This is a genomic window from Streptomyces sp. AgN23, from assembly GCF_001598115.1.
Lineage (GTDB): Bacteria > Actinomycetota > Actinomycetes > Streptomycetales > Streptomycetaceae > Streptomyces > Streptomyces antimycoticus.
Genome location: NZ_CP007153.1, coordinates 10,676,613 through 10,701,738, shown reverse-complemented (window position 1 = coordinate 10,701,738; position 25,126 = coordinate 10,676,613). Strand labels below are relative to the sequence as shown.

Annotated in this window: 18 protein-coding genes and 2 pseudogenes; 15 read left to right on the top strand and 5 right to left on the bottom strand. The window is 69.6% G+C overall.

The features are described from left to right. Positions 1 to 279: 279 nt before the first annotated feature. Genes AS97_RS45885 through AS97_RS45865 form a run of 5 tightly spaced genes read left to right on the top strand, consistent with a single transcriptional unit; the run spans position 280 to position 5,855 of the window. Positions 280 to 1,917 (top strand): ABC transporter substrate-binding protein, encoded by a 1,638-nt coding sequence (locus AS97_RS45885; protein ID WP_247204732.1) that lies wholly within the window; start codon positions 280 to 282, stop codon positions 1,915 to 1,917. Positions 1,918 to 1,975: 58 nt separating this feature from the next. Continuing rightward, positions 1,976 to 2,965, top strand: a complete 990-nt coding sequence (locus AS97_RS45880) for an ABC transporter permease (RefSeq protein ID WP_210567019.1) — start codon at positions 1,976 to 1,978, stop codon at positions 2,963 to 2,965. A 15-nt stretch (positions 2,966 to 2,980) separates the two neighbouring features. Next, positions 2,981 to 3,985 (top strand): ABC transporter permease, encoded by a 1,005-nt coding sequence (locus tag AS97_RS45875; RefSeq protein WP_247204731.1) that lies wholly within the window; start codon positions 2,981 to 2,983, stop codon positions 3,983 to 3,985. Beyond that, the gene (locus AS97_RS45870; RefSeq protein WP_210567018.1) at positions 3,982 to 4,953 is read left to right on the top strand and encodes an ABC transporter ATP-binding protein; all 972 of its coding nucleotides are present in this window, start codon (positions 3,982 to 3,984) and stop codon (positions 4,951 to 4,953) included. Before AS97_RS45875 ends, AS97_RS45870 begins: the two co-directional genes overlap by 4 nt. Then, the gene (locus AS97_RS45865) at positions 4,950 to 5,855 is read left to right on the top strand and encodes an ATP-binding cassette domain-containing protein (protein WP_210567017.1); all 906 of its coding nucleotides are present in this window, start codon (positions 4,950 to 4,952) and stop codon (positions 5,853 to 5,855) included. Before AS97_RS45870 ends, AS97_RS45865 begins: the two co-directional genes overlap by 4 nt. A 556-nt stretch (positions 5,856 to 6,411) precedes the next feature. On the opposite strand, the gene AS97_RS45860 is transcribed toward AS97_RS45865, so the two are convergent. Next, complete coding sequence (locus AS97_RS45860; protein WP_349017630.1) at positions 6,412 to 8,595, bottom strand: alpha-galactosidase; 2,184 nt, start codon at positions 8,593 to 8,595, stop codon at positions 6,412 to 6,414. Between the two features lie 269 nt (positions 8,596 to 8,864). Between AS97_RS45860 and AS97_RS45855 the strand changes: the two genes are divergently transcribed. The 10 genes and pseudogenes from AS97_RS45855 to AS97_RS45810 all read left to right on the top strand — a co-directional run bounded on the left by AS97_RS45855 (position 8,865) and on the right by AS97_RS45810 (position 21,725). Then, complete coding sequence (locus AS97_RS45855) at positions 8,865 to 9,857, top strand: glycosyltransferase family 2 protein (protein WP_210567016.1); 993 nt, start codon at positions 8,865 to 8,867, stop codon at positions 9,855 to 9,857. Next, complete coding sequence (locus tag AS97_RS45850) at positions 9,854 to 11,251, top strand: NAD(P)/FAD-dependent oxidoreductase (protein WP_210567015.1); 1,398 nt, start codon at positions 9,854 to 9,856, stop codon at positions 11,249 to 11,251. The genes AS97_RS45855 and AS97_RS45850 overlap by 4 nt, the downstream gene beginning before the upstream one ends. Beyond that, on the top strand, positions 11,244 to 12,662 hold the full coding sequence (locus tag AS97_RS45845) for an aspartate aminotransferase family protein (protein ID WP_210567014.1): 1,419 nt from the start codon (positions 11,244 to 11,246) through the stop codon (positions 12,660 to 12,662). Before AS97_RS45850 ends, AS97_RS45845 begins: the two co-directional genes overlap by 8 nt. Then, positions 12,659 to 13,057: a hypothetical protein gene (locus tag AS97_RS45840; RefSeq protein ID WP_210567013.1), complete on the top strand. Its 399-nt coding sequence runs from the start codon at positions 12,659 to 12,661 to the stop codon at positions 13,055 to 13,057. Before AS97_RS45845 ends, AS97_RS45840 begins: the two co-directional genes overlap by 4 nt. Then, a complete protein-coding gene (locus AS97_RS45835) occupies positions 13,054 to 14,520 on the top strand; it encodes a GMC family oxidoreductase (protein WP_210567012.1) in 1,467 nt (488 codons plus the stop codon). Before AS97_RS45840 ends, AS97_RS45835 begins: the two co-directional genes overlap by 4 nt. After that, positions 14,517 to 15,713 (top strand): MFS transporter, encoded by a 1,197-nt coding sequence (locus tag AS97_RS45830; RefSeq protein WP_247204730.1) that lies wholly within the window; start codon positions 14,517 to 14,519, stop codon positions 15,711 to 15,713. The genes AS97_RS45835 and AS97_RS45830 overlap by 4 nt, the downstream gene beginning before the upstream one ends. 160 nt (positions 15,714 to 15,873) lie before the next feature. Further along, positions 15,874 to 18,357 carry a glycoside hydrolase family 2 protein gene (locus tag AS97_RS45825; RefSeq protein ID WP_210567011.1) on the top strand — a complete coding sequence of 828 codons (2,484 nt, stop codon included), beginning with the start codon at positions 15,874 to 15,876 and terminating at the stop codon, positions 18,355 to 18,357. After that, complete coding sequence (locus AS97_RS45820; RefSeq protein ID WP_210567010.1) at positions 18,354 to 19,217, top strand: substrate-binding domain-containing protein; 864 nt, start codon at positions 18,354 to 18,356, stop codon at positions 19,215 to 19,217. Before AS97_RS45825 ends, AS97_RS45820 begins: the two co-directional genes overlap by 4 nt. Before the next feature lie 387 nt (positions 19,218 to 19,604). Beyond that, positions 19,605 to 20,447, top strand: a pseudogene (locus AS97_RS45815) (phosphotransferase); the annotation flags it as partial. 267 nt (positions 20,448 to 20,714) lie between these two features. Beyond that, positions 20,715 to 21,725, top strand: a complete 1,011-nt coding sequence (locus tag AS97_RS45810) for a glycosyl hydrolase (RefSeq protein ID WP_210567008.1) — start codon at positions 20,715 to 20,717, stop codon at positions 21,723 to 21,725. A 360-nt stretch (positions 21,726 to 22,085) separates the two neighbouring features. On the opposite strand, the pseudogene AS97_RS48345 reads toward AS97_RS45810, so the two are convergent. From AS97_RS48345 to AS97_RS45790, 4 genes and pseudogenes are all read right to left on the bottom strand, one after another. Next, positions 22,086 to 22,190, bottom strand: a pseudogene (locus AS97_RS48345) (transposase); the annotation flags it as partial. A 353-nt stretch (positions 22,191 to 22,543) separates the two neighbouring features. Then, on the bottom strand, positions 22,544 to 23,770 hold the full coding sequence (locus tag AS97_RS45800) for an IS110 family transposase (protein ID WP_210567007.1): 1,227 nt from the start codon (positions 23,768 to 23,770) through the stop codon (positions 22,544 to 22,546). An 83-nt stretch (positions 23,771 to 23,853) separates the two neighbouring features. Then, positions 23,854 to 24,384 carry a transposase gene (locus AS97_RS45795; protein ID WP_210567006.1) on the bottom strand — a complete coding sequence of 177 codons (531 nt, stop codon included), beginning with the start codon at positions 24,382 to 24,384 and terminating at the stop codon, positions 23,854 to 23,856. Between the two features lie 141 nt (positions 24,385 to 24,525). Then, complete coding sequence (locus AS97_RS45790) at positions 24,526 to 24,903, bottom strand: helix-turn-helix domain-containing protein (RefSeq protein WP_244453216.1); 378 nt, start codon at positions 24,901 to 24,903, stop codon at positions 24,526 to 24,528. Positions 24,904 to 25,126: the final 223 nt, after the last annotated feature.

The window sequence follows — 25,126 nt, the reverse complement described above, 5'->3', positions numbered from 1 at the left end:
GTGCTGTCGCACAGTCGAGGGTGTAGATACCGCGGCAATGGCCGCCGTGGGGCCTGCCTCCGTGTCCGGTGCGGCGGACCAATGAAACAGCCCCGACTTCCCGCCGATGTGTTGACTTTCTTTCTTCGCCAGCTTAACAATCTCGCCACACAGGCATGGTTCCCCGGCGCCCCGCGAGGCGGCCCCGGGGCCCCGGCCTCCGGCAAGGACCGCCTCGAGAGAGTGGCCCATATGTTCAGGTTTCGTAGTGAATCGCGTCGTGTCAGCATCGCGGGGGCCATGGCCCTCGGCCTCGTCCTCACGGGGTGCGGCGGCGGAGGTGGTGGCACCGGCGGTGGGGGTGGCTCCGACACACTGGTCGCCTATACCGGCCAGAACGGCGACTATCAGATCAACTTCAACCCGTACTCGCCGACCGTGATCGACGGCCCCGGCGCGATCTTCGAGCCGTTGTTCTTCTACAACATCGCCCGCAAGGACAAGCCCCGGCCGCGCCTGGGCACCGCCTACTCCTGGAACAAGGAAGGCACCGAGCTGTCGGTCACCCTCCGGCCAGACGCCAAGTGGAGCGACGGGCGGAAATTCACAGCGGACGATGTCGTCTTCACCCTCGACATGATCCGCAAGAACCCCGGCATGAACGGTGCGGGGTACTCCGGCACTGCCAAGGCCGTCGACGCCACCCACGTAAAGATCACCTTCGGCAAGCCGTCCTTCAGTGACGGCCCGCAGATCCTCGGAAAGTCCTGGATCGTGCCGAAGCATATCTGGTCGAAGGTCGGCAAGCCGGCCGAGGACGTGGTGAAGAAGCCAGTGGGCACCGGCCCCTTCAAGCTGGCCGAGTTCAAACCGCAGGCGTTCACCCTTGAGGCGAACCAGGACTACTACGGGGGCGCCCCCGCCCTGAAGAAGGTTCGCTTCGTGGCGCTCTCCGGGAACCAGTCCGGCGCCGACGCTCTCAAGGCCGGCCAGATCGACTGGAACACCGGCCCCGTTCCCGACATCAAGAACGTCTCGAAGAACTACCCGGGCTACCAGGCCATCACCGTTCCGATGAACCAGGCGGCCCTGTTCACCTGCTCCAGCGCCGACCTCGGATGCACGGGACCGCAGACTGATCAGGCGGTGCGCAAAGCCATCTACTACGCACTGGACCGCACCCAGCTCAACGCCCTGGCCTTCGAGAACACCGCCAGCGAGATCTCCCCGGGCTTCGCCCTGCCTGAGCGGGACAAGGCGCTGGTGTCCGACAAGCTCACCGACCCCATCGCGCCGATGAAGCCTCACCCGGACAAGGCCACCGGCCTGCTGCGGGACGCCGGCTACACCAAGGGCTCCGACGGCATCTACGCCAAGAGTGGCAAGAAGCTGAACCTCACGGTCAAGGTCGTCTCCGGCTGGACCGACTACATCACCGCCGTCAACACGATGGCCGAGCAGCTGAAGAAGGCGGGCATCAAGCTCACCGTGCAGCAGGTGTCGTGGAACGAGTGGTCGGACGCCCGCGGCCGCGGCCAGTACCAGCTGCTGATCGACTCCCTGTCGCAGGGGCCCGCCCCCGACCCTTACTACACGTACAGCTACTTCTTCTCTTCGAAGACCACCGCGCCGGTCGGCAAGAGCGCCAACCCGAACTTCGCGCGCTTCAAGAACGCCAAGGTGGATGACGCCCTGGACGCACTGAAGGCCATCGACCCGCAGGACACCACCGCCCGGCAGCCGTACTACGACACGATCCAGACCGAGATCGAGAAGTCGATGCCGTACATCCCGGTCCTCACCGGTGGCACCACCAGCGAGTACAACGCGGGCAAGTTCACCGGCTGGCCCAGCGAGGACAACCTCTACGCCTTCCCTGCGGTCTGGGGCCGCCCCGACAACTCGCAGGTCTTCCTGCACCTCAAGCCCGCCAAGTGAGGCATGAGGACGTGAACAAGCCCGTCGAGGAGGAGCGCATCATGATCGGCAGTGACCGATGAGGTACTACGCCCGCAAGTTCGGTTTCTATCTCGTCGCCCTGTGGGCGGCCGTCACTCTCAACTTCTTCATCCCGAGGATGATGCCGGGGAACCCGGTGGACATCCTGATGGCGAAGTTGCAGCAGCGCGGCGGCACGGTCGACCCGTCGGTACGCCGGTCCTACGAGCTCCTCCTCGGGGCCGACCGCAGCGACTCACTCGTGCAGCAATACGTCTCGTACTTGGGCAATCTGCTGCACGGCGATTTCGGGGTCTCGGTCAGCTCGTATCCCGCCAAGGTGTCGGACGTGATCGGGCAGTCCCTGCCCTGGACCATCGTTCTGATCGGTATGGCGACGCTGATCTCCTTCGTGCTCGGTATCGTCCTCGGGACGGTGGTGGGCTGGAAGCGCGGCACCTGGCTGGACTCGATCATCCCGAGCACCACCGTGCTGGCTGCCGTGCCCTACTTCTGGCTGGCCCTCATCCTGGCGGCGCTGCTCTCTTCCACCCTGCACTGGTTCCCGCTGCTCGGCGGATACGACGTGTCCCTCTCCATGGGCTGGAACTGGCCGTTCATCTCCTCGGCGATCTACCACGGCATCTTGCCCGCGCTCACCGTCGTGATCTCTTCCGTGGGCGGATGGCTCCTTGGCATGCGCAACATGATGGTGTCCACCGCGGCCGAGGACTACATCCTCACGGCACGCGCGAAGGGCCTGCGAGGCAACCGCATCATGATCCGCTACGCAGCACGCAACGCGGCGCTGCCCTCGGTGGCGGGGTTCGCCACCTCGCTCGGTTTCGTGGTGTCCGGATCCGTCATCACCGAGCAGGTCTTCTCCTACCCCGGCATCGGCGGCCGGCTGCTGCAGGCCGTCGAGAACAACGACTATGCGCTGATGCAGGGAATCTTCCTGGTCATCACCGTCACGGTCCTGGGCGCCAACCTGCTCGTGGATCTGCTCTACGGGCTGATCGACCCCCGTACCCGAGCGAGCAACTGACCGGAAGGATCATCCGTGACGAGTGTCATTCCCCCCTCGAGCGGGCTGGAGGACCTGCCTCCCGGCGCCGGGCCCGGGGCCGTGCCCGCACCCGCGTCCACCCGGCGCACCGGCTGGCGCGCCATGCTGCCCAGCTGGACACCGAAGCTGGCCGCCGGGCTCGGCCTGGTGGTCGCCATCGCGCTGTTCGGGCTCATCGGGCCGGTGCCGGCCGGCGATCCGGACACCATCCGCAACATCGGCCTCACCGCACCGAGCGGTGACCACTGGCTGGGCACCACGCAGACTGGCCAGGACGTGCTCGACCAGCTCACCCACGCCACGCGGGGATCGCTGCAGATCGGTCTCCTCGTCGGTGTCATGGCCACAGCCCTGTCCGCGGTGTTCGGCGTGATCGGCGGCTACCTCGGCGGCATCGTCGACGAGGCGTTCTCGCTGTTCTCCAACGTCATGCTCGTCATCCCCGGTCTGCCGCTGGTGATCGTCATTTCCGGATTCGTCCCTGCCGACCAGCGCGGATCGTGGACGATCGCCCTGGTTCTCGCCGTCACCGGCTGGGCTGCCTCCGCACGCGTGCTGCGCGCACAGACCCTCTCCGTGCGCAACCGCGACTACGTGGCCGCGGCCAGAGTCTCCGGGGAGAAGCCCTGGCGCGTGATCTGCGTCGAAATCCTGCCCAACCTGCTGCCGGTACTGGCCTCGCAGTTCGTCTTTTCGGTGATCGCCGCCATCCTCAGTGAGGCGGGCCTGTCCTTCCTGGGCCTCGGCGCCTCCAACTCCTCCACGCTGGGCACGATGCTGTACTTCGCGCAGAACGGCTTCGCGCTTCAGCGGGAGGCGTGGTGGTGGTTCGTACCGCCCGGCCTGATCATCGCCGCCTTCGGATGCGGGCTCGCCCTCATCAACCTCAGTCTCGACGAGATCATCAACCCGCGGCTGCGCCGCCCCGTCCGCAAAGGCGCCGCCAGCGCCGCATCCGGGGGCAGCCGGAACTCTGCCGTCAGGAGCACCGCCGCATGACCCCCGACCTGTCACCGGACACCGCTCCGGCACCCGGAACTGCCTCGCAGGCACCGGTCCTGACGGTGCGTGACCTGAACGTCGTGTACCAGAGCGACCCTCCCGTGCACGCCGTCAGGGACATCTCCTTCACCCTGCGCCGGGGGGAGATCCTCGGCCTCGCGGGCGAGTCCGGCTGCGGCAAGAGCACCCTCGCGTACGCCATCAACCGCCTCCACGAGTGGCCCGCCGACGTCACCTCCGGATCGGTCACCTTCCACGACCGCGACGGACAGGACCTGGACCTGCCGGCCCTGCGCCGTGAGCAACTGCGCAGGTTCCGCTGGTCGAAGCTGTCGATGGTGTTCCAGGGCGCGATGAACGCTCTCAACCCCGTCACCTCAGTACGAGCACAGCTGGAGGACGTACTCACCACGCACCGCCCCGGCATGTCCAAGCAGGACCGTCGGGCACGCTGCGCGGAGGTTCTCGAACTCGTCGGAGTCGAGCCCCGCCGGATGAACTCCTACCCGCACGAGCTCTCCGGCGGCATGCGCCAGCGAGTGATGATCGCCATGGCCCTGCTGCTCGACCCGCAGGTCATGATCATGGACGAGCCAACCACCGCCCTCGACGTGCTGGTACAGCGCGGCATCCTGCGAGAGATCCTCCGGCTGCGCGAAGAGCTCGGCTTTGCCGTCATCTTCATCACCCACGACCTGCCGCTGCTGCTCGAACTGAGCGACCGCATCGCGGTGATGCTGCGCGGCGAGATCGTCGAGTGCGAGGCCGCGGAGACGATCTACCGGCAGCCACGACATCCCTACACGCGCCGACTCCTTGATTCCTTCCCCCGCCTGACGGGGGAACGTGGAGCCTTCCTTCGGGACGGCAGGCAAGTCGCGCCGAAGACCGTTCCGGATACGACACCCACCGGGCCCGGCGCGGCAGACCGAGAACAGGTTCGTCCTGACGGGGGTATGCGATGACCACGCTGGAAGTACGCGATCTCGTCAAGGAGTTCACGCTCAGGTCCGGGCTGCGCCGCACCCGGCTGCGTGTCGTGCACCGTGTCGACTTCACCCTCGTGCCCGGCCGCACCGTGGCCTTGGTCGGGGCGTCGGGTTCGGGCAAGTCCACCGTCGCCCGCATGATCGCCCGTCTGGAGAAGCCCACGTCCGGCACGATCGCCGCCGTCGGCCCGGACGGGACGCGGATCGAGGACCGCCACTACCGGGACCACGTGCAAATGGTGTTCCAGGACCCGTTCGCCTCGCTCAATCCTTTCCACAGCATCGAGCACCACCTGGCTCGCCCCCTGGTGCTGCACGGCCGGGCGAAGGGCCGCGAACAGGTCCGGGAACAGGCGTCACAACTCCTCGAGCGAGTGAGCCTGCCGGTCGAGCTGATGGACCGGCGCCCGCACGAACTCTCGGGCGGACAGCGTCAGCGCGTCGCTATCGCCCGCGCCCTGGCGCCGGGAGCACGGGTGATCGTCGCCGACGAGCCGGTCTCCATGCTGGACGTGTCCAGTCGGCTCGGCGTCCTCAACCTCCTGGCCAGGCTGCAACGGGAGGACGATCTCGCGGTGCTCTACATCACCCACGACCTGGCCACGGCGCGGCACTTCTCCGACAGCATCCTGGTGATGAACCGCGGGCGGATCGTCGAGCGCGGCCCGGCCGACGACGTCATCCTCACCCCCCAGCACCCGTACACCCAGACCCTGGCCGCCGCGGCCCCGAACCCCGAACTGCGCGGCCGCCTGCTCTCGTCAGAACCCGAACCGCAGGCGGCCTCCGACCGCCATCACCTCACGTACGACCACGAGGCCGGGCGGTGGATCGACATCGATGCCGCAACGGACTCCGACGCCGCCGTGGCAGGGTGAGACATGAGGAGCACGGACGAACTCCCGAACTGGACCGGCGGCGACGTCGAGCTGACGCTCGGGGTCGCCCCTGATCGACCGGTCCGGCTGCTCTCGCCGCGTCCTGCGGGCGCGGCACCCGCCGCGGAACCGTCGCGGATGCCGCCCCCCCTGGTCGAGGTGCAGGTCCTCGGCCAGGGGCGGTTCCCCGGCAGCCACCGGCCCCTCGACGACACGCTCCCCCGGCGGTCTCGGTCCGGCCTGGACCGCATCCGGGAGCGCGGCGTGGTGCCGGGCATCTGGCTCGAACCGGAGGTGATCGGTGTCCGCTCCCCGCCGGCCCGGACGGCTGGGAGGCCCGGTCGCAGGTCCTCTTCCCCGCGGCAGCGACGGGTTGGAACACCCACTGGAACCCCCACTGGGACGCCACTTGCGGAGAGCTCCGGCTCGACAGCGCGACGCAGGCGCCGACGGCCCGCGTGGTGCGGCTCAGCCCGAACCCGTAGGACCCGTCACCGCCAGGGGCCCACCGACGTCACGTCGGTGGGCCCCTGGCTCTGCGCTGCCGGGCGCGGGATCAGACCTGCGTCACCCGCAGCAGGACCAGCCGCTCCGGGTACAGCGCGGGCGCCTGCAGCCCGGCGTCCGCGAGCACGGCGCCGGGGAGTTCGACGCCGTCCCCCGTCCACCAGGGCAGGTGCAGACCCCAGTGGTGTGCGTTGCCGTCCGGGACGTCGCCCGGGGCCTGGGGGCGAACGCGGTAGACGGCGTGCTCGCCAAGGCCGGGCAGCCGCACCGGGCCGGTCGGGTAGAGCTCAGACGTCCCGGTGGCGACAAGTGCGTAGACGGCCTCGGTCCGGTCCTCGGCGACCACTCCGTGCACCTGGTACGCCGGATCGGCATGGTCGCCGTGCACGGCCGTCCCCGAGTGCAGCAGGGGTCGCAGTTCCTTGTACAGAGCCACCCACTGCCTCAGGCGTTCCACCTCCTCCGGTCCGGCGGAGGTCAGGTCCCATTCGATGCCGAAGTGGCCGAACAGCGCGGTACCGGCCCGGAAGTCGAGCGGGTGGCTGCGGCCGGTGGTGTGGGACACGGGGGAACCGACATGCGTACCCATCAGCTCCAGCGGGACGAGGGCATTCGTCCATCGCTGGATCTGCTGCCGTTCCAGGGTGTCGATGCAGTCGGACACCCACACCCGGTCCGTGCGCTCCAGGATGCCGAGGTCCACTCGCCCGCCGCCCGATGAGCAGGACTCGATCTCCACGCCCGGGTGCAGGGAACGCAGTTCGTCCAGCAGCCGGTAAATGGCCAGGGTCTGATCGTGCACACCGGCCCGCCCTGTCGGCTGGTGCCCGGCCTCGACCAGGTCGCGGTTGTGGTCCCACTTCAGATAGGAGATGGGGTACGTCGACAGCAGGTCGTCAAGGCGCTCGAGGATGTATGAGTACGCCTCGGGCCGGGCCAGATCCAGGACCTGCTGGCTGCGGGCTGCGCCCGGCAGCCGACCGCCGGTGGCCATGATCCAGTCGGGGTGTGCGCGGGCGAGGTCGGAGTCCTCGTTGATCATCTCCGGTTCCACCCAGAGCCCGAACTCCATGCCGAGCGCCGTCACATAGTCCGTCAGCGGGCCGAGCCCCTTGGGCCAGACCTCGTCGGAGACGTACCAGTCGCCGAGCGCCCGGCGGTCGTCACGGCGCGCGCCGAACCAGCCGTCGTCCAGGACGAACCGCTCTGCGCCTACCGCGGCCGCCGTGTCCGCGAGCCGCTTGAGCCGGTCCAGATCCTGGTCGAAGTAGACCGCTTCCCAGGTGTTGACGACCACGGGCCGGGGCGAGGACGGATGGTGCGGGCGGGCTCGCAGATGGCGGTGGAAGCGGGCCGACACCTCGTCCAGGCCGCGTCCGTAGGCGCCGTACTGCCAGGGCGTGCTGTAACTCTCGCCGGGGCCGAGCACCATCTCGCCGGAGAGCAGCAGTTCCCCGGAGCCGAGCAGCGCCACGGAGTGGAAGGTGCGCTCCGCGAACGTGCGGTGGTTGCCCGACCAGGCCGTGTGCACGGCCCACACCTCACCGCTGCCGTTGCCGAAGCCCTGGGTACCGGCCGCGAGCAGGTATGCCGAGTCGAAACCGGTGCGGCCCGTTCGGTTCTCGCGGACCCGCAGCCCCTGAGTGAAGGCGGTGCGCTGCGGACTGCGTTCACGCAGGTGGTGACCGGTGAAGTCGAGGAGCTCCACGGCCGCGGTCGGCACGGGCAGGGTGAGGTTGACCGCGTCCACGGCGAATGGGGTGTCCGCGAGGTTGGTGACGCTCGCGCGCTGGCGCACCAGCCCTTCGGGGGTCAGCTCGATGGTCAGTGTCAGGTCAAGGGCCGCGGCCGTGTCGCGTGCGTACACGACGAGGCTGCCGGGCCGGTCATCGTCGATGTCCCCGCCGGCTGTGAGTTCAGTGCCGGTGATGCGGAAGGCGGACGAGAAGTCCGCTCCGCCGCGGTTGCCGACCAGCCCCGGAGTGCCCAGCCAGCCCGCCGACTGCTCGGGCAGTACGGAGACCTCGACGGGCTGGTCCACGGAGAAACCGATCGGCTGACGCTGCGACGCCAGCCGCAGCGCGTGAAGGTGCGTGGCGGACAGTTCTCCCAGGTCGGCCCCCCAGTGCAGGACACGGGGGAGGATGTCCGCCGACAGGTCCAGGACGAGGGCGGTGCCCGCAGCGCGCAGGTGGATCGGTTCGGAGCCGGGCATGAGGGTTTCAGCTGACACAGTTGGCACTTCCTCACAGTGGGGGTGTCCGTGCGTTCATTGACTTACTTAAGTTGGCAACGTAACAATGCTTGAGCTTATCGGCCTCGCTCCGAAGACACCAGAGTTCCGAAGACACCAGAGTCCAGCACTGGTGGACGTGCCCCCCTGCGATCGGCTCCGTCGGCGACCGTAGCTTCCACCGAAGCGTCGTGCTGAGCCCCGTCAGTCCTGATCCGCGTACCACCAGACCGTTCCCTCACCGTGTCCCCCTACGCGAAAGGTGTGCCGTGCTGCAGGAGAGGCGTGTCTACGACAACCGGCGGCCAGTCCTCGGCGTCGTCGTGCCCTGTTACAACGAAGCGGAGGTGCTGGCCCGTACCCACACCCGCCTGACCCGCGTCCTCGAAGGGCTCACTGGATTCGAGTACGAGCTGATCTACGTGGACGACGGCAGTTCCGACGGGACCTGGGGGGTCATCAACTCCTTTGCCAAAGAGCCCTGTTCCGTGCGGGGCGTGCGGCTCAGCCGGAACTTCGGGCATCAGGCCGCCTGCCTGGCCGGGCTGCGTGAGTCCGTGGGCGACGCGGTCGTCGTCATCGACGCGGATCTGCAGGATCCGCCGGAGTTGATCCCGGAGCTCGCCGCCCTGTGGCGGGACGGCTGGTCCGTGGTGTCCGCGCGACGCCGCAGCCGCGACGGCGAGACGCTGTTCAAAAGGGCCAGCGCCTACGCCTTCTACCGCCTGCTGAACTCACTCTCCGACCACTCGCTCGCCCTCGACACCGGTGACTTCCGGCTCGTGGACAGGGAGCTGGTGGCGCTGCTGACCGGCGTGCCTGACAAGAACCTGTACCTTCGCGGTGCCGTCAGCTGGTTCGGGCTGCCCGAGACCAGCGTGACGTACGACCGCGACGCCCGGCAGGCAGGCGAGTCGAAGTACACCCTGCGCAAGATGCTCGCCCTGTCGCGGCGCGGCCTGCTGGCCGGTTCGGTGGCGCCGTTGCGGCTGTCCACCTATGTCGGAACGGCCGTATTGACAGGGGGATGTGTGGCCGCCCTGACGCGGCGGAACGCCCGTCTGCTCGCCCGGCCGGGAGCCTTCGGCGCGCACGCCATCGCGCTCGGTGTCGTCGGTGAGTATCTGCACGCCGTCTTCCGGCAGGTGCAGGGGCGCCCCGACTACGTGGTCCAGGACCGGCTTGGCTGCGCGGACCGCCCCGCCACCTTCACCTCCGCACCCCCTTCCCGCCAGCCCCGCAAGGAGCGTGTCGCCCTGTGAGCGCGGAGATCACACCGCAGTCGGCAACGCAAGCCGGCGCCGTGGACGCTGTCATTGTCGGCGCCGGGTTCACCGGCCTGTCCGCCGCGCTCGAACTCGCTCTCCAGGGCCGCAGCGTGCGTGTCATCGAGCGCGAGGAGACCATCGGCGGCCTCGCCTCCAGCTTCGACATAGGCGACGGCAAGCGCCTCGAACGCTTCTACCACCACTGGTTCTCCTCCGACGTGGAGATGATCCGGCTGTGCGAGAGCCTCGGCATAGCCCATCTCCTGGAGGCGCACGAGACACGTACCGGCGTCTACTACGCCAACTCGGTGTACCGGCTGTCCGCGCCGCTGGACGTGCTGCGCTTCGCACCGCTTCCGCCGCGCGACCGGATCCGCCTTGGCGTGCTCGCTCTGCGAGCCCAACGGGTGAAACACTGGCGGGAGTTGGAGTCGTTGACCGCGCGCGAGTGGCTGATATCGCTGGGTGGGCGGCGGGTGTACGAGGTGGTGTGGCGGCCGCTCCTCGAAGGTAAGTTCGGCAAGTACGCCGACCAGGTCGGTGCCACCTGGATGTGGACGAAGCTGCATCTGCGTGGCGGCAGCCGGACCCGCTCCGGCAAGGAAACCCTCTACTACATCAAGGGCGGCAGCGAGGCACTGCTCGGTGCGCTGCGGCGGCGCCTTGAGTCCCTGGGGGCCGAGATCCTCACCGGAGTGGCGGCGGATGCCGTGCACACCGAGGGGGCCGGGGTGAGCGGAGTGAGCGCGGGCGGGGTCTTCCACCCGGCCGGCCAGATGCTCGTCACCGTCGCCCCGCAGTTGGCCGTGGGACTGCTGGACCACGACGGTGCCGACCACCCGGCCGTGCCGGAGCTCCAGCGGCGCTGGTCGGCCATCGACTACCTTGGCAACCTGTGCCTGGTCCTGGAGAACAACCGCAAGCTCTCCGATACGTACTGGCTCAACGTCAACGACCCCGACTTCCCGTTCGTGGGTGTCATCGAGCACACCAATCTCGACCGGCCCGAGCGCTACGACGGCAAGCACGTTGTGTATCTGTCGAAGTATCTGCCGACCGACGCCGAGCTGTACCGGATGCCGGACGAGGAGGTCTTCGCGTACAGCCTGCCGCACATCCGGCGCATGTTCCCGGGCTTCGACCGCAGCTGGGTCGAGCGGTTTCACGTCTGGCGCGCCGAGCACGCGCAACCCGTCATCACGCCGCACTACAGCCGGGCCATGCCCGCTGTGGAGTCACGGGTGCGGGGCCTGTACCTGTCGAGCATGGCGCAGGTGTTCCCCGAGGACCGCGGCACCAACTACGCGGTGCGCGCCGGCCGGCGCGCCGGACGTCTCATCGCCGACCGTCTCCGTGCCGCCTCCCCCGCCGGGAGCGCCCATGTCTGAACTGATCACCTTGGACCAGGCGGAGGCAATGACCACGGAGCAGGCCCATGACCTGTACCGGCGGTACGTTTCCCGGAGCCAGGTCTCCCTCATCGGCTCGTTCGGGTTCGGCCGGGACCTCGTCGATCATGCCGAGGGTGCGTGGATCCATCTGCGCGACGGGCGCCGGATCCTCGACTTCACCGGCGGCGTCGGTGTCCTCAGCCACGGCCATAACCACCCGCGTATCCTTGCCGCGCGCCGCCGCTTCCAGGAGCGGCGCCGTATGGAGGTGCACAAGAACTACTTCTCGCCGTACGTCGCGGCCCTCAGCCACAATCTCGCGCAGCTGCTGCCCGGCGACCTGAACATCAGCTACTTCCCCAACTCCGGTGCGGAGGCGGTGGAGGGCGCGGTGAAGCTCGCCTACAAGTACCACCGGGGGCGGCGCGGCACCGTCCTGCACACCGATATCGCCTTCCACGGAAAGCTCCTGGGCGCGGGCAGCCTGACAGCCTCGCCCGAGATCCACTTCCCGTATCCACAGATCCCCGGCACGGACACGTTCGCGTACGACGATCTGTCCTCGTTCCTTCTCGCGCTCGACCGGCACACCGCCTCCTCGGGGGAGAGCGATGTGTACGCCGTCGTCCTGGAGGCGTTCAGCGCGTCCAGCCTGCGCGAGTGCTCTCCGGAGTTTCTGCGCCGGGTGCGCCGGCTGTGCACCGAGCGGGACATCGTGCTGATCTTCGACGAGGTGTACACGGGCTGGGGCAAGACGGGCGCCCTCTTCCACTTCATGCACCACCCGGGTCTGGTGCCGGACATCGTGACGACGTCGAAGTCGTTCGGCGGCGGCAAGGCGTCCATCTCCGGCTACGTCGCCCGCGAGCCGATCTTCCGGGCGGCGTACGACAACCTGTCCGACGCGACGCTGCACAGCACCACGTACTACGGCTTCGGCGAGGAGACCGCGACCGCGCTGGAGGCGGTGGCGGTCGCCGTCGACGAGGACTTCCCCGGGCGCGCCCGCGCGCTGGGGGAGCGCCTCGAACGGGGTCTCGCGGAGGTGGCCGTCCGCCATCCGGGTCTGGTGCGGCAGGTGACGGGGCGGGGCGCGCTGCACGGGGTGTTCCTCACGCCGGGGCCCGACGTCCCGGCCAGGCTGCGCGAGATGCTGCCGACGTCAGTGGCCAGGGACCCGCAGGCCGTTTCCAAGCTGCTGACCGGCGCCGTGGTCGCCGCCCTCTACCGCGACCACGGCATCCTCACCTTCTTCGGGTCCAACCGGCTCATCGCGCTGATCGTCTCGCCGCCGCTGGTGGCGCAGGACGACGAGGTGGACCTGTTCATGAAGGCCCTGGACGACGTGCTCGGGCAGGGCGCCTCGAGGCTCCTCGCCGGACTGGTGCGGGAGAAGGTGACCGCGTGAGCGGCGACCGTACGCCGCGGGCACGGGCCCTTGAGCGCGCCCTCTACGACAGCGGTCTGCCCACCTGCTGGGCCGGGTCCTACGCGGCTCTGCGCGACTCCCGCGCCCTGGAACGGGCGGTGCGCCACACCGCCGCGAGCCTCGCCCTGATGCCCGCCGCCTACCGGTGGGGCACGGTCGCGGCCCTGCGCCTGTTCCCTGTCGCCTTCCGCGCGGTGACGTGGACGAGCCCGCACTCCGCCTCCCCGGAACGACTGCGCCACGGTCTCGGGCAGCTGCGTGCCCGGCCCGGCTACGCCGATGTGCTGCGCGCCACCACGGCGTTGGCGTTGTATGGGGCCCTGGACGGTACGGCGCCCCGCCCCGCGCACCCGCCGCTGGGGGCCGTGCGATGAGGCGTGCCGCGTACGACATCGACTGCGACGCCCTGGTGATCGGGTCCGGCGCGGGCGGCAGCGTCGCCGCGCTCGAACTCGCCCGCGCCGGGCGGCAGGTGACCGTCCTGGAGGAGGGGCCGCGCGTCACCACCGCGGAGCTCGCGGCGGCCAGCCCGGCCGAGTCGATGCGCCGCCTGTACCGGGGCGGCGGGGCGATCGCCGTCCTCGGCACCCCGGCCATCGCCTACGGCGAGGCCCGCGTGGTCGGCGGCACCACCGTGGTCAACGGCGGTCTGCTGTGGGAGCCGTCGGCGACGGTCCTGGACCGCTGGGCCGCCTGGTCCGGCTACGGCGGCTACCGCTTCCCCGCCGTCGGCGCCCGCTTCGCCGACGTACAGCAGCGCTTGGGGATGATCGTTCAGGAGCACGGCGAGGGCAACGAGGACTCCCGGCTGCTCGCCCGGGCAGCCGAGTCGCTCGGCTGGCGCTGGCAGCATCCGCAGCGGGTGGTGCGAGGCTGCGAGCACCGCAACCAGTGTGCCACTGGCTGTCCCAGCGGCGCCAAGCAGAGCATGGCCGTCAGCTATCTGCCGCAGGCCGAGGCGCTCGGCGCGCGGATCCACGACGGGGTGCGGGCGCGGCGGCTCGTGCACGGGCGCGGCGTGGTCACCGGCGTGGAGGCCACGGACGCGGCCGGGCGGCCCGTCCGCTACCTGCCGCGCACCGTGTTCGCCGCCGCGGGCCCGATCGGCACGCCCGTGCTGCTGCGCCGCAGCTCCGTCCACCGGCACACCGCCGGGCGCCGCCTCGCCCTGCACCTCAACCTGCGGACCGTCGCCCGCTTCTCCCGGGTCGTGGACGCGGCGCGCGGCACCATGTTCACCGCCCAGGTCCAGGAGCACTCCGGGCTCGGCATCCTCGTCATGCCGTCCAACCTCACCCCGGGCGGCCTGGGCGCCGCGTTGGCCGGACGCGACCCGCGCCAGGTCGAGGCGCTCCTCGACGCTCGCGCTTATTTGGGCATGTTCACCACGCAGGTCCGTATGCAGGGCCCGGCGGGCATCATCGCGAGCGTGGGCGGCGCGCCGCTGCTGCGGCACGGCATGACCCAGGCGGACCATCACATGTTGCGGCTCGCGTTCCGCAGAACCGCGCGGCTCCTGTTCGCGGCGGGTGCCGTCGAGCTGCTGCCGCCCACGTCGACGGCCGGGCCGCTGCGCGACCTGACCGACGTGGACGCGTACTGCGCCCAGGTGCGGCCGCGTGACTGGGAGCTGGTGTCCGTGCACGGCATGGCCAGCTGCCCCATGGCGCGGCCCGAGCGCGGCGGGGTGTGCGACGAGACGGGCAGGCCGCACGGCTTCCGCAACCTGCACGTGTGCGACGCCAGCGTGCTGCCCGGTGCCCCCGGCATCAGCCCGCAGGGAACGATCATGTCCTACGCCCACGAGATCGTGGGCCGTCATCTGGAGTCCGTGTGAGCGACCACGCCGCCCAGCGAGTGAAGACCGGTCGACCGGCCTGCACCGCACCGCTGTTCAACAACACCGCCGTCGTCGCCTCGTGCGTCGGCTTCGTTCTCATCGGCGCGCTGCAGGCCCTGTACGGTCCGGCGATCCCGGCCTTCCGTGAGGAGTTCGGGCTCTCCCCCTCCGGCGCGGGCCTCGGCCTGAGCGCCCACTTCGTCGGCGGCGTCGCCGGGGTGCTGCTCTTCGACCGGCTCTTCGGGCGGCTCGGCAACCGGCAGATCCTGGCCAGCTCCTACGTCCTGATGGCGGTCGGCGCCGCGGGCGTCGCGCTCGCGCCGGCCTGGCCGCTCGCCCTGGCCGCCGCGCTGCTCGCCGGGCTCGGCTTCGGCGGTATCGACTACGGCCTCAACCAGCTGTTCGCGATCGGCTTCGGCCACCGGTCGACCGCCATGCTGAACATCCTCAACGCCCACTTCGGGATCGGCGCGATCCTCGGCCCGATGCTGATCGGCGCAGTCGGCGCCACGCACTACCCGGCGGTCTTCCTTGGCTTCGCCGTGGTCAACCTGCCGCTCCTGCTGTGCCTGAAGGGCATACGCGACCGGGCGCCCGAGTCGGCCTCCTCGGCACAGGCCACGGCGTCCACGGGCGCGCTGGGGCGCAGCCTGGCCTCCGTGCTCGGCGTGTTCATCGCGCTCTACGTGCTGCACGTCGGCATTGAGGCGGGCGTGGGTGGCTGGGAGCCCACCCACCTGGAGACCGTCGGCTTCGGCGCCGGAGTGGCCGCGACCGCCACGTCCGTGTACTGGCTGATGATGACCGTCGGCCGGTTCCTCGTCGTGCCGATCGCGCTGCGGTTCTCGGCCCAGGCGATCATCACCGTCTCCTGCGCGGGCATGACCGTGTGCCTGCTGCTCGCGACGGTGCCGGGACTCGCCCCGTACGCGTACGCGGGTGTCGGCCTGTTCATCGCACCGATCTTTCCGACGGGCCTGCCCTGGCTCAACAAGGCGGCCCCGCGGGCCCGCAGGGCCGGGGCCGTGGTCATCGCCGCGTCCATGATCGGCGGCGTCGCGGCCGGACCCGTGCTCGGCAAGGCCATCGAGTGGTCCGGCATCCGCGCGGTGCCGCTGCTGCTGTGCGGTGTCTCGGCGCTGTGTCTGACCGCCACGCTCTGGCTGATCCGCGCCACCCGCACCCACTGATCGACTCGTCTCCCTTCCGGGGTGTTCTGGGTCTCGTTGACTTACTTAATTTGGTAACGTAACAATGCTCGCGAGCGAGTCTATGGCCTCGCTCGGAAGACACGAGGGTCCAGCGATGACGGATGTCCCGGCCGCAGGCTCCGATCCGACGGGAGTGAACATGGCGCGTACGACCTTGCACGAGGGCTGGCGGCTGAGCGCGACGCGTGGGCCGGTGCCGGACGCCGTCCGCGGGCGCACAGTGCCCGCCGCGGTGCCGGGCAGCGTGCATCTCGACCTGAGGGCCGCGGGCCTCATCCCCGACCCCTACCTTGACCGGGTCGAGGCGGAGCTGGTGTGGATGCACCGCACCGACTGGCAGTACCGCCTCACGTTCGAGGCCACCGCCGCGCAGGCCGGGGAGCACGTGGACCTGGTCTTCGACGGCCTGGACACCGTCGCGGCCATCACCCTCAACGGGGAACTGATCGGCACCACGGCCAACATGCACCGCAGCTACCGCTTCGACGTCCGTCCCCACCTCGTGGACGGTGCCAACGAACTCACCGTGGACTTCTCCTCCGCCCTCCAGTACGCGGAGGAGAAAGAAGCGGAACTCGGCCGTCGCGACCACGTCTACCCGCACGCCTTCAACATGGTGCGCAAGATGGCGTGCAGCTTCGGCTGGGACTGGGGCCCCGACCTGCAGACCGCCGGCATGTGGAAGCCCGTCCGCCTGGAACGCTGGCACACGGCACGACTCGGCCGCGTCCGGCCCCTGGTGAGCGTCGAACCCGACGGCACCGGAGTCGTGGAGGTCCACGCGGACATCGAACGGGCCGCAGCGGAAGGGCCGCAGCTGGTCCTCACCACCGAGGTCGGCGGGCACCGGGCGCGCGCCGTGCTCGCCGCCGGCGACACCACCGCCGTGCTCCGGGGCGGCGTACCCGGCGCCCGGATGTGGTGGCCCGCCGGATACGGCGACCAGCCCCTGTACGACCTTCGGGTCACCCTTGCCACGGCCGAGCGGCCCGAAGAGCCTCTCGACGCCGTCGACCGGCGCGTGGGCTTCAGGAACATCACCGTCGACACCGCACCCGACGAGACCGGCACCCCCTTCACCTTCGTCGTCAACGGCACCCGCATCTTCGCCAAGGGAGCCAACTGGATCCCCGACGACCACTTCCTGACCCGCATCACGCGCGGACGCCTCGAACGCCGCGTCGACCAGGCCCTCGGCGCCCACATGAACATGCTGCGCGTGTGGGGCGGCGGCATCTACGAGACCGACGACTTCTACGACGTGTGCGACGAGCGAGGCATGCTCGTCTGGCAGGACTTCCCCTTCGCCTGCGCCGCCTACCCCGAGGAGGAGCCGCTGCGCGGCGAGGTCGAGGCCGAGGCGCGCGAGAACGTCGCCCGGCTCGCCGGACACCCCAGCCTGGCCCTGTGGAACGGCGGCAACGAGAACCTCTGGGGCTACGCCGACTGGGGCTGGCCCGAGCAACTGGTCGGTCGCACCTGGGGACTTGGCTACTACACCGAGGTGCTGCCGCGGATCGTCGCCGACCTCGACCCGACGACGCCCTACGCCGACGGCAGCCCCTACACCCCCGGCGCACCGGTTGGCGGCACCCACCCCAACGACCAGAACCACGGCACGCGGCACGAGTGGGAGGTGTGGAACCGGCTCGACTACACCACCTACCGCGACCACATTCCGCGCTTCTGCTCCGAATTCGGCTTCCAGGGCCCGCCCACCTGGGCCACCCTCACCCGCTGGATCCACGACGAACCGCTCACCCCCTCCTCGCCCGCGTTCCTGCTGCACCAGAAGGCGGAGGACGGGAACGGCAAGCTGGACCGCGGCATGGCTCCGCACCTGCCCCGCCCGCTCTCCTTCACGGACTGGCACTGGGCCACGCAGCTCAACCAGGCCCGCGCCGTCGCCTTCGGCATCGAGCACTTCCGCTCCTGGTGGCCGAGGACGGCCGGAAGTCTGGTCTGGCAGCTCAACGACTGCTGGCCCGTCACCTCCTGGGCCGCGGTGGACAGCGACGAGCGCCCCAAGCCCCTGTGGTACGCGCTGCGCGGCGCTTACGCGCCGCGTCTGCTGACCTTCCAGCCCAGGGAGGGCAGGCTCGCCGTCGTCGTGGTCAACGACACCGGCGAAACCTGGGCCGGCCGTCTGGTCCTCGAGCGTCAGACGCTCGAGGGTGTCGTCCGGGCCGATGCTAAAGTCGAGCTCCGGGTGGGGCCCCGTTCGGTAGTCTGCGTGAAACCGGACGACTCACTGCTCACACCGGAAGAGGCCAGGCAGGAGGTGCTCGTGGCGTCGTCGGAGGGCGTACGTGCCGTCCACACCTTCTGCGAGGACCGCGACCTCGCCTACCGGCCCGACGCGCTGAGCGCACAGGCCCACGCCGAGCCGGGCGGCTACCGCGTCGACGTCCGGGCCACCTCGTTCGCCCGCGACGTCGCCGTGCTGGCCGACCACGTCGCCGACGACGCGACGGTCGACGACATGCTCGTCACCCTGCTGCCCGGAGAGAGCCACACCTTCCACGTCCGCACCCGCCACACCCTCGATCCCGCTGTCCTGACCGCCGTACCCGTGTTGCGTTCCGTGAACAGCCTCTGCCCCACGACACCGGAGATCGGATGACCCCTGCCCATCGCGACCGCACCCAGCCGGGTGCCCTGGGCCTCGTCCTCGCGCGTTCGACCCGGCTGCTCGGCGTGGAGCCGTTCTTCATGGAGTTCATCGCCGGAATGGAGGAGTGCCTCGTCACACGCGACATGTCGGTGCTGCTCCATGTCGTCCCGACGTACGAGGAAGAGGTGGCCGCCTATCGCCGGTGGGCCGAGGGAGGTCTGGTCGACGCGGTGGCCGTGGTCAACCTCGTCGAGGACGACCCAAGGCCGGCCGTCCTGCGCGAGTTGGGGCTGCCGGCGGTCCTCGTCGGCACCTGGCGGGACGCCCCCGACCTGCCGGCCGTGCGCACCGACGACGGCGGCCCCGTCCGCGACGCCGTGGCCCGGCTCGCGGACCTCGGACACCGTGTCATCGCGCGTGTCGCGGGACCGCGCTCCCTCCTGCATACCCAGGCCCGCACCGTGGCCCAGGAGGAGGCGTGCAAAGAGGCGGGCGTCGAGTCGGTGGTCGTCGACGGCGACTACACGGCCGAGTCCGGGGCCCGGCTCACCGCCGAACTGCTCAAGCGGGATTCCCGGCCCACCGCGATCCTCTACGACAACGACGTGATGGCGGTCGCCGGACTGGCCACGGCCAAGGAGCTTGGTCTGGAGGCCCCCGCCGACCTGTCGCTGATCGCCTGGGACGACTCCACGCTCTGCCGCCTCGCCTCACCGCCGCTGACCACCATGACCGTCGACGTGCACGGCTTCGGGGTGGTGGTCGCGGAAGCCGCCCTGGACCACATCGACGGCAGGCCCGTCACCGAGCGCTGGTCCCCGACGGCCCACTTCGTGCAACGCGGCACGACGGGGCCCGCACCCGCCTGACGGGGCGCAACCGGGGGCGGCAGCGATTCCGCCCCCGGCGCCCTTGACGCCGTCCGGGCCGGGCCGTCCGCTCGTACGGACGTGCTGACCCACTCGGCTGAGCACGGGCGGCGGCGGCCTGCGCGGATACCCGGGCGCACTGTTCGTGACATCTGTGGATGGCCGGAGAAGCCGGATGCGGCAGTGCCGCCATGTGGAGCAGACTCTTCGGATGCATCTCGATTGCGTCGCAGTCGCTGCGGCTTTCGGGCTGGGTCGGCCGTTGGGGCCATGGCGCCCGCTGGCCAACGGGGGCGCCCGTCGGACAGCCGTGTGCTGGTCACCACGCGAGGCCGGTGGGTGGTGCGGACGGACCGGTTGCTGGGCGAGTGACATCGCGAACAGGCGCACCGGGTGCACCGGCTACAGAGCGCGGCCTGGGAAGCGGGGATCACGATACCGCGGCCCGTCGAGCCCCCCTCTCCGGCCATCGGCTTCTGGCACAACCCAGCGGGTGAGGCGCTGGTGCGGGTGAGCGAATGGCTCGAAGGGCACGACTTGCGGCGGGCCGAGGCCCCATCCGATGCCGACCTCTCGAAGCCGGCGGAGTGGGTGGGAAGCACCTTGGCCCGCATCGCCCTCCTGGGCACTGGTTCAGGGGCCGGCGCCGATGACGGCATCGCGCTGCATTCCCTGGCGGAGTGGCAGGAGTGGGTGGGCGAGGCCGGTGCGAGCGACCACCCGGTCGCCCCGTCGGCGCATGCCCTCCTCCCCGTGGTCGCGGACGCGACCACGCTGATTCAGGACGCGCTGCGCAATCCTCCCGGCACCGTACTGGTCCACGGGGACACATCCCGGGCCAATGTGCTGCGCACTTCCGACGGATACGCATTGATCGACTGGGAGGTGGTCCGGGCGGACGTCCCCTGGTGGGAAGCGGTGAACGTCGCTTTCCGGGTCGCCACCCCGTTCAACGGACCCACCGCCGAGGGCGATCCCCGCGTGGTGCGCCCGCTGCTGGCGGCCTATCTCGATCGCGGAGGGCCGGGCGGCCCGGCAACGGTCTCCGCGTTCGCCGGCATGCTGCGCAGCCAACTAGCCACCATGGCCTGGTGCCTGTGGCTGGCGCTGGGCCACCGCCAGGCCGACACCGGCCAGCGTGCCTTTGGGCTTCGCATGGTCACCTTCGCGGCCCGGGACCTGCCGAGGGTCATGCGATCGCTGGAGCGGTGGACCGCGCTCCTTCGATGAATCGGGCCCAGGAAACTTTCATCGGTTTCCGAAGTTTCTCTGCGGAAGGTGTTGCCAGCCTCCGGCCGCGCTCCTACCGTCGGTGGCCAACGGGTGAGTGACGCCGGGGGCCACAGGCTCGCCAGAGCCAAGGGACATCGCCGCCGGGCGGACCACCCGTCCTGCGCACCGTGGTGCACGGCGCGCTTTCATCGCATCGTCCGTATCCCCCCACAGGAGTTGGTCATGTCCCCACAACATGCCTCCCGTCGCACGGTTCTCCGCCGCATGACAGAGATCGCTGCGATCCTCGCCGTGCCCGGCACGGCCGCGGTGGCGGGCAACGCGTCTGCCGGCGAGACCGTCTCCCCTCGTGGCGCCCGGAAGAAAGCTGCCGGGCCGGTCGCGCCCGGCGCGAACCAGCAGGCCGTGAAACTACTGGCCTTTGTGACCGCCCAGTACCGGAAGAAGATCATCTCCGGGCAGCAGGAGTCGACCTGGATCGACGGCCCCGACTACGAGATGAACTACATCCGCGAGCACACCGGCAAGTACCCCGCGATCCGCGGCCTCGACATCTGCGACGCGCCGGGCGGCGCCACGGAGCGGGCCATCGCCTGGTGGCAGGCCGGCGGCATCCCCATGTTCGGCTACCACATGGGGGCGCCCACGTACTCCGACGACTACGACGGCTCGAAGCAGACCGTCTCCATCGACAAGGTGCTCACCGCGGGCACCGCCGAGAACAAGTCCTTCGTCGAGCGACTGGACAACGCGGCCGCCCAGATGAACAAGCTCCGAGAGGTCGGCGCCGCCGCGATCTGGCGCCCCTTCCACGAGGCCGGCGGCACCTGGTTCTGGTGGAGCAAGGAAGGCGGCGACCAATACCAGCGGCTGTGGAAGTACGCCTTCGACCGCTTCACCGAGAAGAAGGTCACCAACGCCATCTGGCTGATGGGCTTCAACGGCGAGCCCGCCGCCTCCGCCTCCTGCTACCCGGGCAAGGAATACGTCGACATCGTCGGCGCCGACACATATGCCGGTGACCAGAACTACGACCCGCAGAAGGCGATGTACGACGCGACGACCGGTGTGGTCGGCGACACCATTCCGGTGGCGCTACACGAGAACGGCCCCATCCCGGACCCGGACGAGCTCGTGTCGACCGGCACCGGCTGGGTGCTGTTCAACACCTGGAATGTCGAGCACCTGACACAGAGCAACACCGTCGACCACCTGGTCAAGGTCTACGGCCACGACCATGTCGTCACCCGCGATGAGGTGCCCGACCTCAACTGACGCCTCCTGTCCCGCTCGGGCGCCGCGTCGCCCGCCGCCCGAGCGGGGTTGGTCAGCTCTCGCCCTGGAGCCTTGGGCCGGGGACCGGGCGTGGTCGGCCGAAACCCGTCCTGCCGTGGTCGGAGCGGTCGTAGCGTCGTGCCATGGTCGCTGCTGACGACCCGGCTTACCGGTACCGCCCCGCTGCTCTTGAGGACTCCGAGGCCATCGAGGCCCTGGATGGCTCCTTCACCACCGGCACTGTCTTCCAGGTGACCGTCACCGAGGATGGGTTCGCGCTGCGGGAGATCCCGGTGGCCGCGCCTTCTCCCGCACCTGCCAGCGCAGCAGGTCGTGGATGGTCTGATCGGTACCGTCGTCGCGCCAGGTGTAGAAGTAGTACTTCACTGCGCCGGGCGGCGGGAAGTCGTGCGGGAGCAGGTCCCACTGGCAGCTGGTGCGGCCCTGGTAGAGCAGCGCGTTGACCGTCGTACCAGTACTGCTGAACCCAGACCTGCCGCGATACCTGCACGGCGGGCAGGTCCCGCAGTCCCGGCGGTGCGTCGTCCTGGTGGACGGCACGCAGAATGTGCATGCCGTCCTCGCCGACCTTCAGGACGTAGGCGATCAGCGCGTCCCCGCCACGAGGCAGCCGGTCATGTAACGCCGGCCGGCCATAGCGGTTCTGAGCGAGGTCGTGCCGCTCCACGGATGGCGCCACGCCCCGGCGGCGCCAGCACCGCCCGCGACTTCGGGTGCCGCTGCCAGGGTTACGCCTCGCAGGTCAGGTCGTGCGCGGGAAGCCGTCCCGTGCGCAGACACCTCACGTTGCTATGCCGTCAAGCCGCGGCGGCCAGTTCCGTGGGGAAGGCGGTGTTCTCGTCGAACGGTTCGCGGTGCTGGAGGCAGTGGTAGAGCTGTCCGATCATGCGGTTGAAGAGGTTCCTCTGGGCAGCTGCGTGCCAGTCTCCTTGTTCGCGTCGGCGCCGGTAGTGGACGTTGGCCCCGGCGGAGGCCCGGAGCGAGGAGAAGGCCCAGAGGTAGCCGGCGTGGTTGAGGCGGTCGTTCTTCACCCAGCGTCGGGTGATGCTGGACTTCTTGCCGGACGCGCGGGTGATGGGCGAGGAGCCCGCGTAGGCCTTCAGGCCGCGGGCGTCGGCGAAGCGGGTGTGGTCGTCCCCGATCTCAGCCAGGATCCGGGCGGCGAGCTGGATGCCGAGCCCGGGGAAGCTCAGCAGCACTTCGGCGTCCGGGTGTTGAGGGAAGGACTCCTCCACCGCCTCGGCGAGGTCGTCGGCGGCGGTGCAGGCAGCTTCCAGCTGGACCAGGAGGGCGAGCATCTGCTTGCCGAGCGCGTCCTCGACCAGGGGCGGCTGGTGGGCCCAGTCGGCGCGGAAGACCTCGCGGAGCCGGTCGGCCTCGGCCTCGATACCTCGCTTCCGTCCGGCCCGCTTGAGGGAGGCCTGAATCTGCGTGCGGCTCAGCCGTGCGGCCCTGGCGGGCGTCGGGGCGGTCTTGAGGAGTTCGCGGGCTTCGGGCCTGCACAGGCCGTTGGTCCAGGTGGCGAAGGCGTCCAGGGCTGCTGGGTAGTACTCGCGCAGCAGGGAGCGAAGCTGGTTGGCGGTCTGCTGCCGGTTCCAGGTGGCGTCCTGCTGGGCGCGGGCGAGGACGGCGATGGCGCGGCCGAGGTCGCTGTCGTCGGGCAGCTGCCGGTGGGCGTGCATGTCGGTGCGCAGGATGTTCGCCAGGACCAGGGCGTCACCGGGGTCGGACTTCTTGCGCGAGACGCTGTGCCGGTCGCGGTAGCGGGCGGCGGCCATCGGGTTGATCGCGAACACCTTCCGTTTGCCCGTCCGCAGCACCGCCACCAGCAGGCCCCGGGACGTCTCGATCGCCACCGGGATCGGATCCTCCTCGGTGTCGCCGTACTCGGCGAGCAGGTCCAGCAGCAGTTTGTAGCCGGCCGCGTCGTCGGTGATGTGCCGCTTGGCCAGTAACTCACCGGTGTCGTCGACCAGGGCGACATCGTGCGTCCGTTCCGCCCAGTCGACTCCGCAGTAGATCAAGGGTCTTTCCTTCCCGATGTACAGGTATTTGCGCTGGTCACGAGCGCATGCGGGCCACGCAGCGACCTAGTAGATTGTCGCGGCTAACTTTTGGGATAAAGGTGGCGCAGTTTGATGCGTGCGTCGTGGGTGGTGAATTGCCAGTTCACCTGACGTCGGTCGGTGTTGGTGGTGTTCTGCCAGGCTGAGAGTTCGGTATTGAGGGTGTCGAGGTCGCCGATCCGGCGGTCGAGGCATTGCCGGGTGAGTGCGGAGAGTTCGATCTCGGCGATGTTGAGCCATGACCCGTGCTTGGGGGTGTGGTGGATCTCGAGGCGTTGGGCCAGGGCGAAGGCCTCGTGTGGTTCGAATGCCTCGTACAGTGAGGCGATGCCGTGGGTGTTGAGGTTGTCCATCACCAGCACCACGGTCTCGGCATTGGGGTAGTCCACGTTCAGTAACTGCTTGACCTGGCCGGCCCAGTCGATTCGGGTCCGCTGCGACAGCGCCTGAACGCGGCGCCACCCGCGCAGGGGTTCGACCCACGCGAAGATCGAGCACGTGCCGCGGCGGATGTACTCGCTGTCCTGGCGGGCGTCGTGTCCGGGGCGGGGCCGGGAGTGGGTCGCGGGCATCGGCGAGGAGCTGGTAGGGCTTCTCGTCCATGCACACCACCGGACGTGCCGGGTCATAAGGCTGGGCATAGACGGCCAGCACGTCTTCCATCCGGGCCGCGAACTCCGCGTTCGCCCGTGGCGGGATGGTCCAGCACTTTCTCAGGTGAGGGCGCAGTTCCGTTTTTTTAAGACCCGCCCGATGGTGGAGTGGTCCAGATCGGGGATGTCCTCGGCCAGCGCAACGTGCTTCTCCAGCAGCCGCAGTGACCACCGGGTATGGCCCTGGGGTGGCTGTGAGCACGCCATCGCGATCAGCCGGGCTTCGACCTCACCGGTCACCGGCGAGGGCACCGGCGGCAGGTCGCGCTTCTTCCGCGCGATCGTGGCGTGCACATCGCCACCGGTCTCAGCGAAACGCTTGGCGACCAGCCGTAACGTCTCACCGGAGACGCCCAGCCGGTTCGCGATCACCGTCTTGGAATCCACCTCACCTTCCGAGGTGTCCAGCGCGAGCAGTACCCGCGCACGCATGATCATCGAAGCCCCACGAACACCCGTCGTGGTCACCCGGACCAAATCCTCACGATCCTGCGCGGTCAACCTGACCGGCCGCTTCTTCTGTGAACCCACGACGACAGTCTTGTCCAGCAATCACGAAGGAGGAACCCACCAGACACGCCACAGCTAAGCAGCGACAATCTACTAGAAGGCTCGTGAAGGTCTTGGGTTCTGGCCCTGCCGTGTCAGCGGCAGGGCCAGA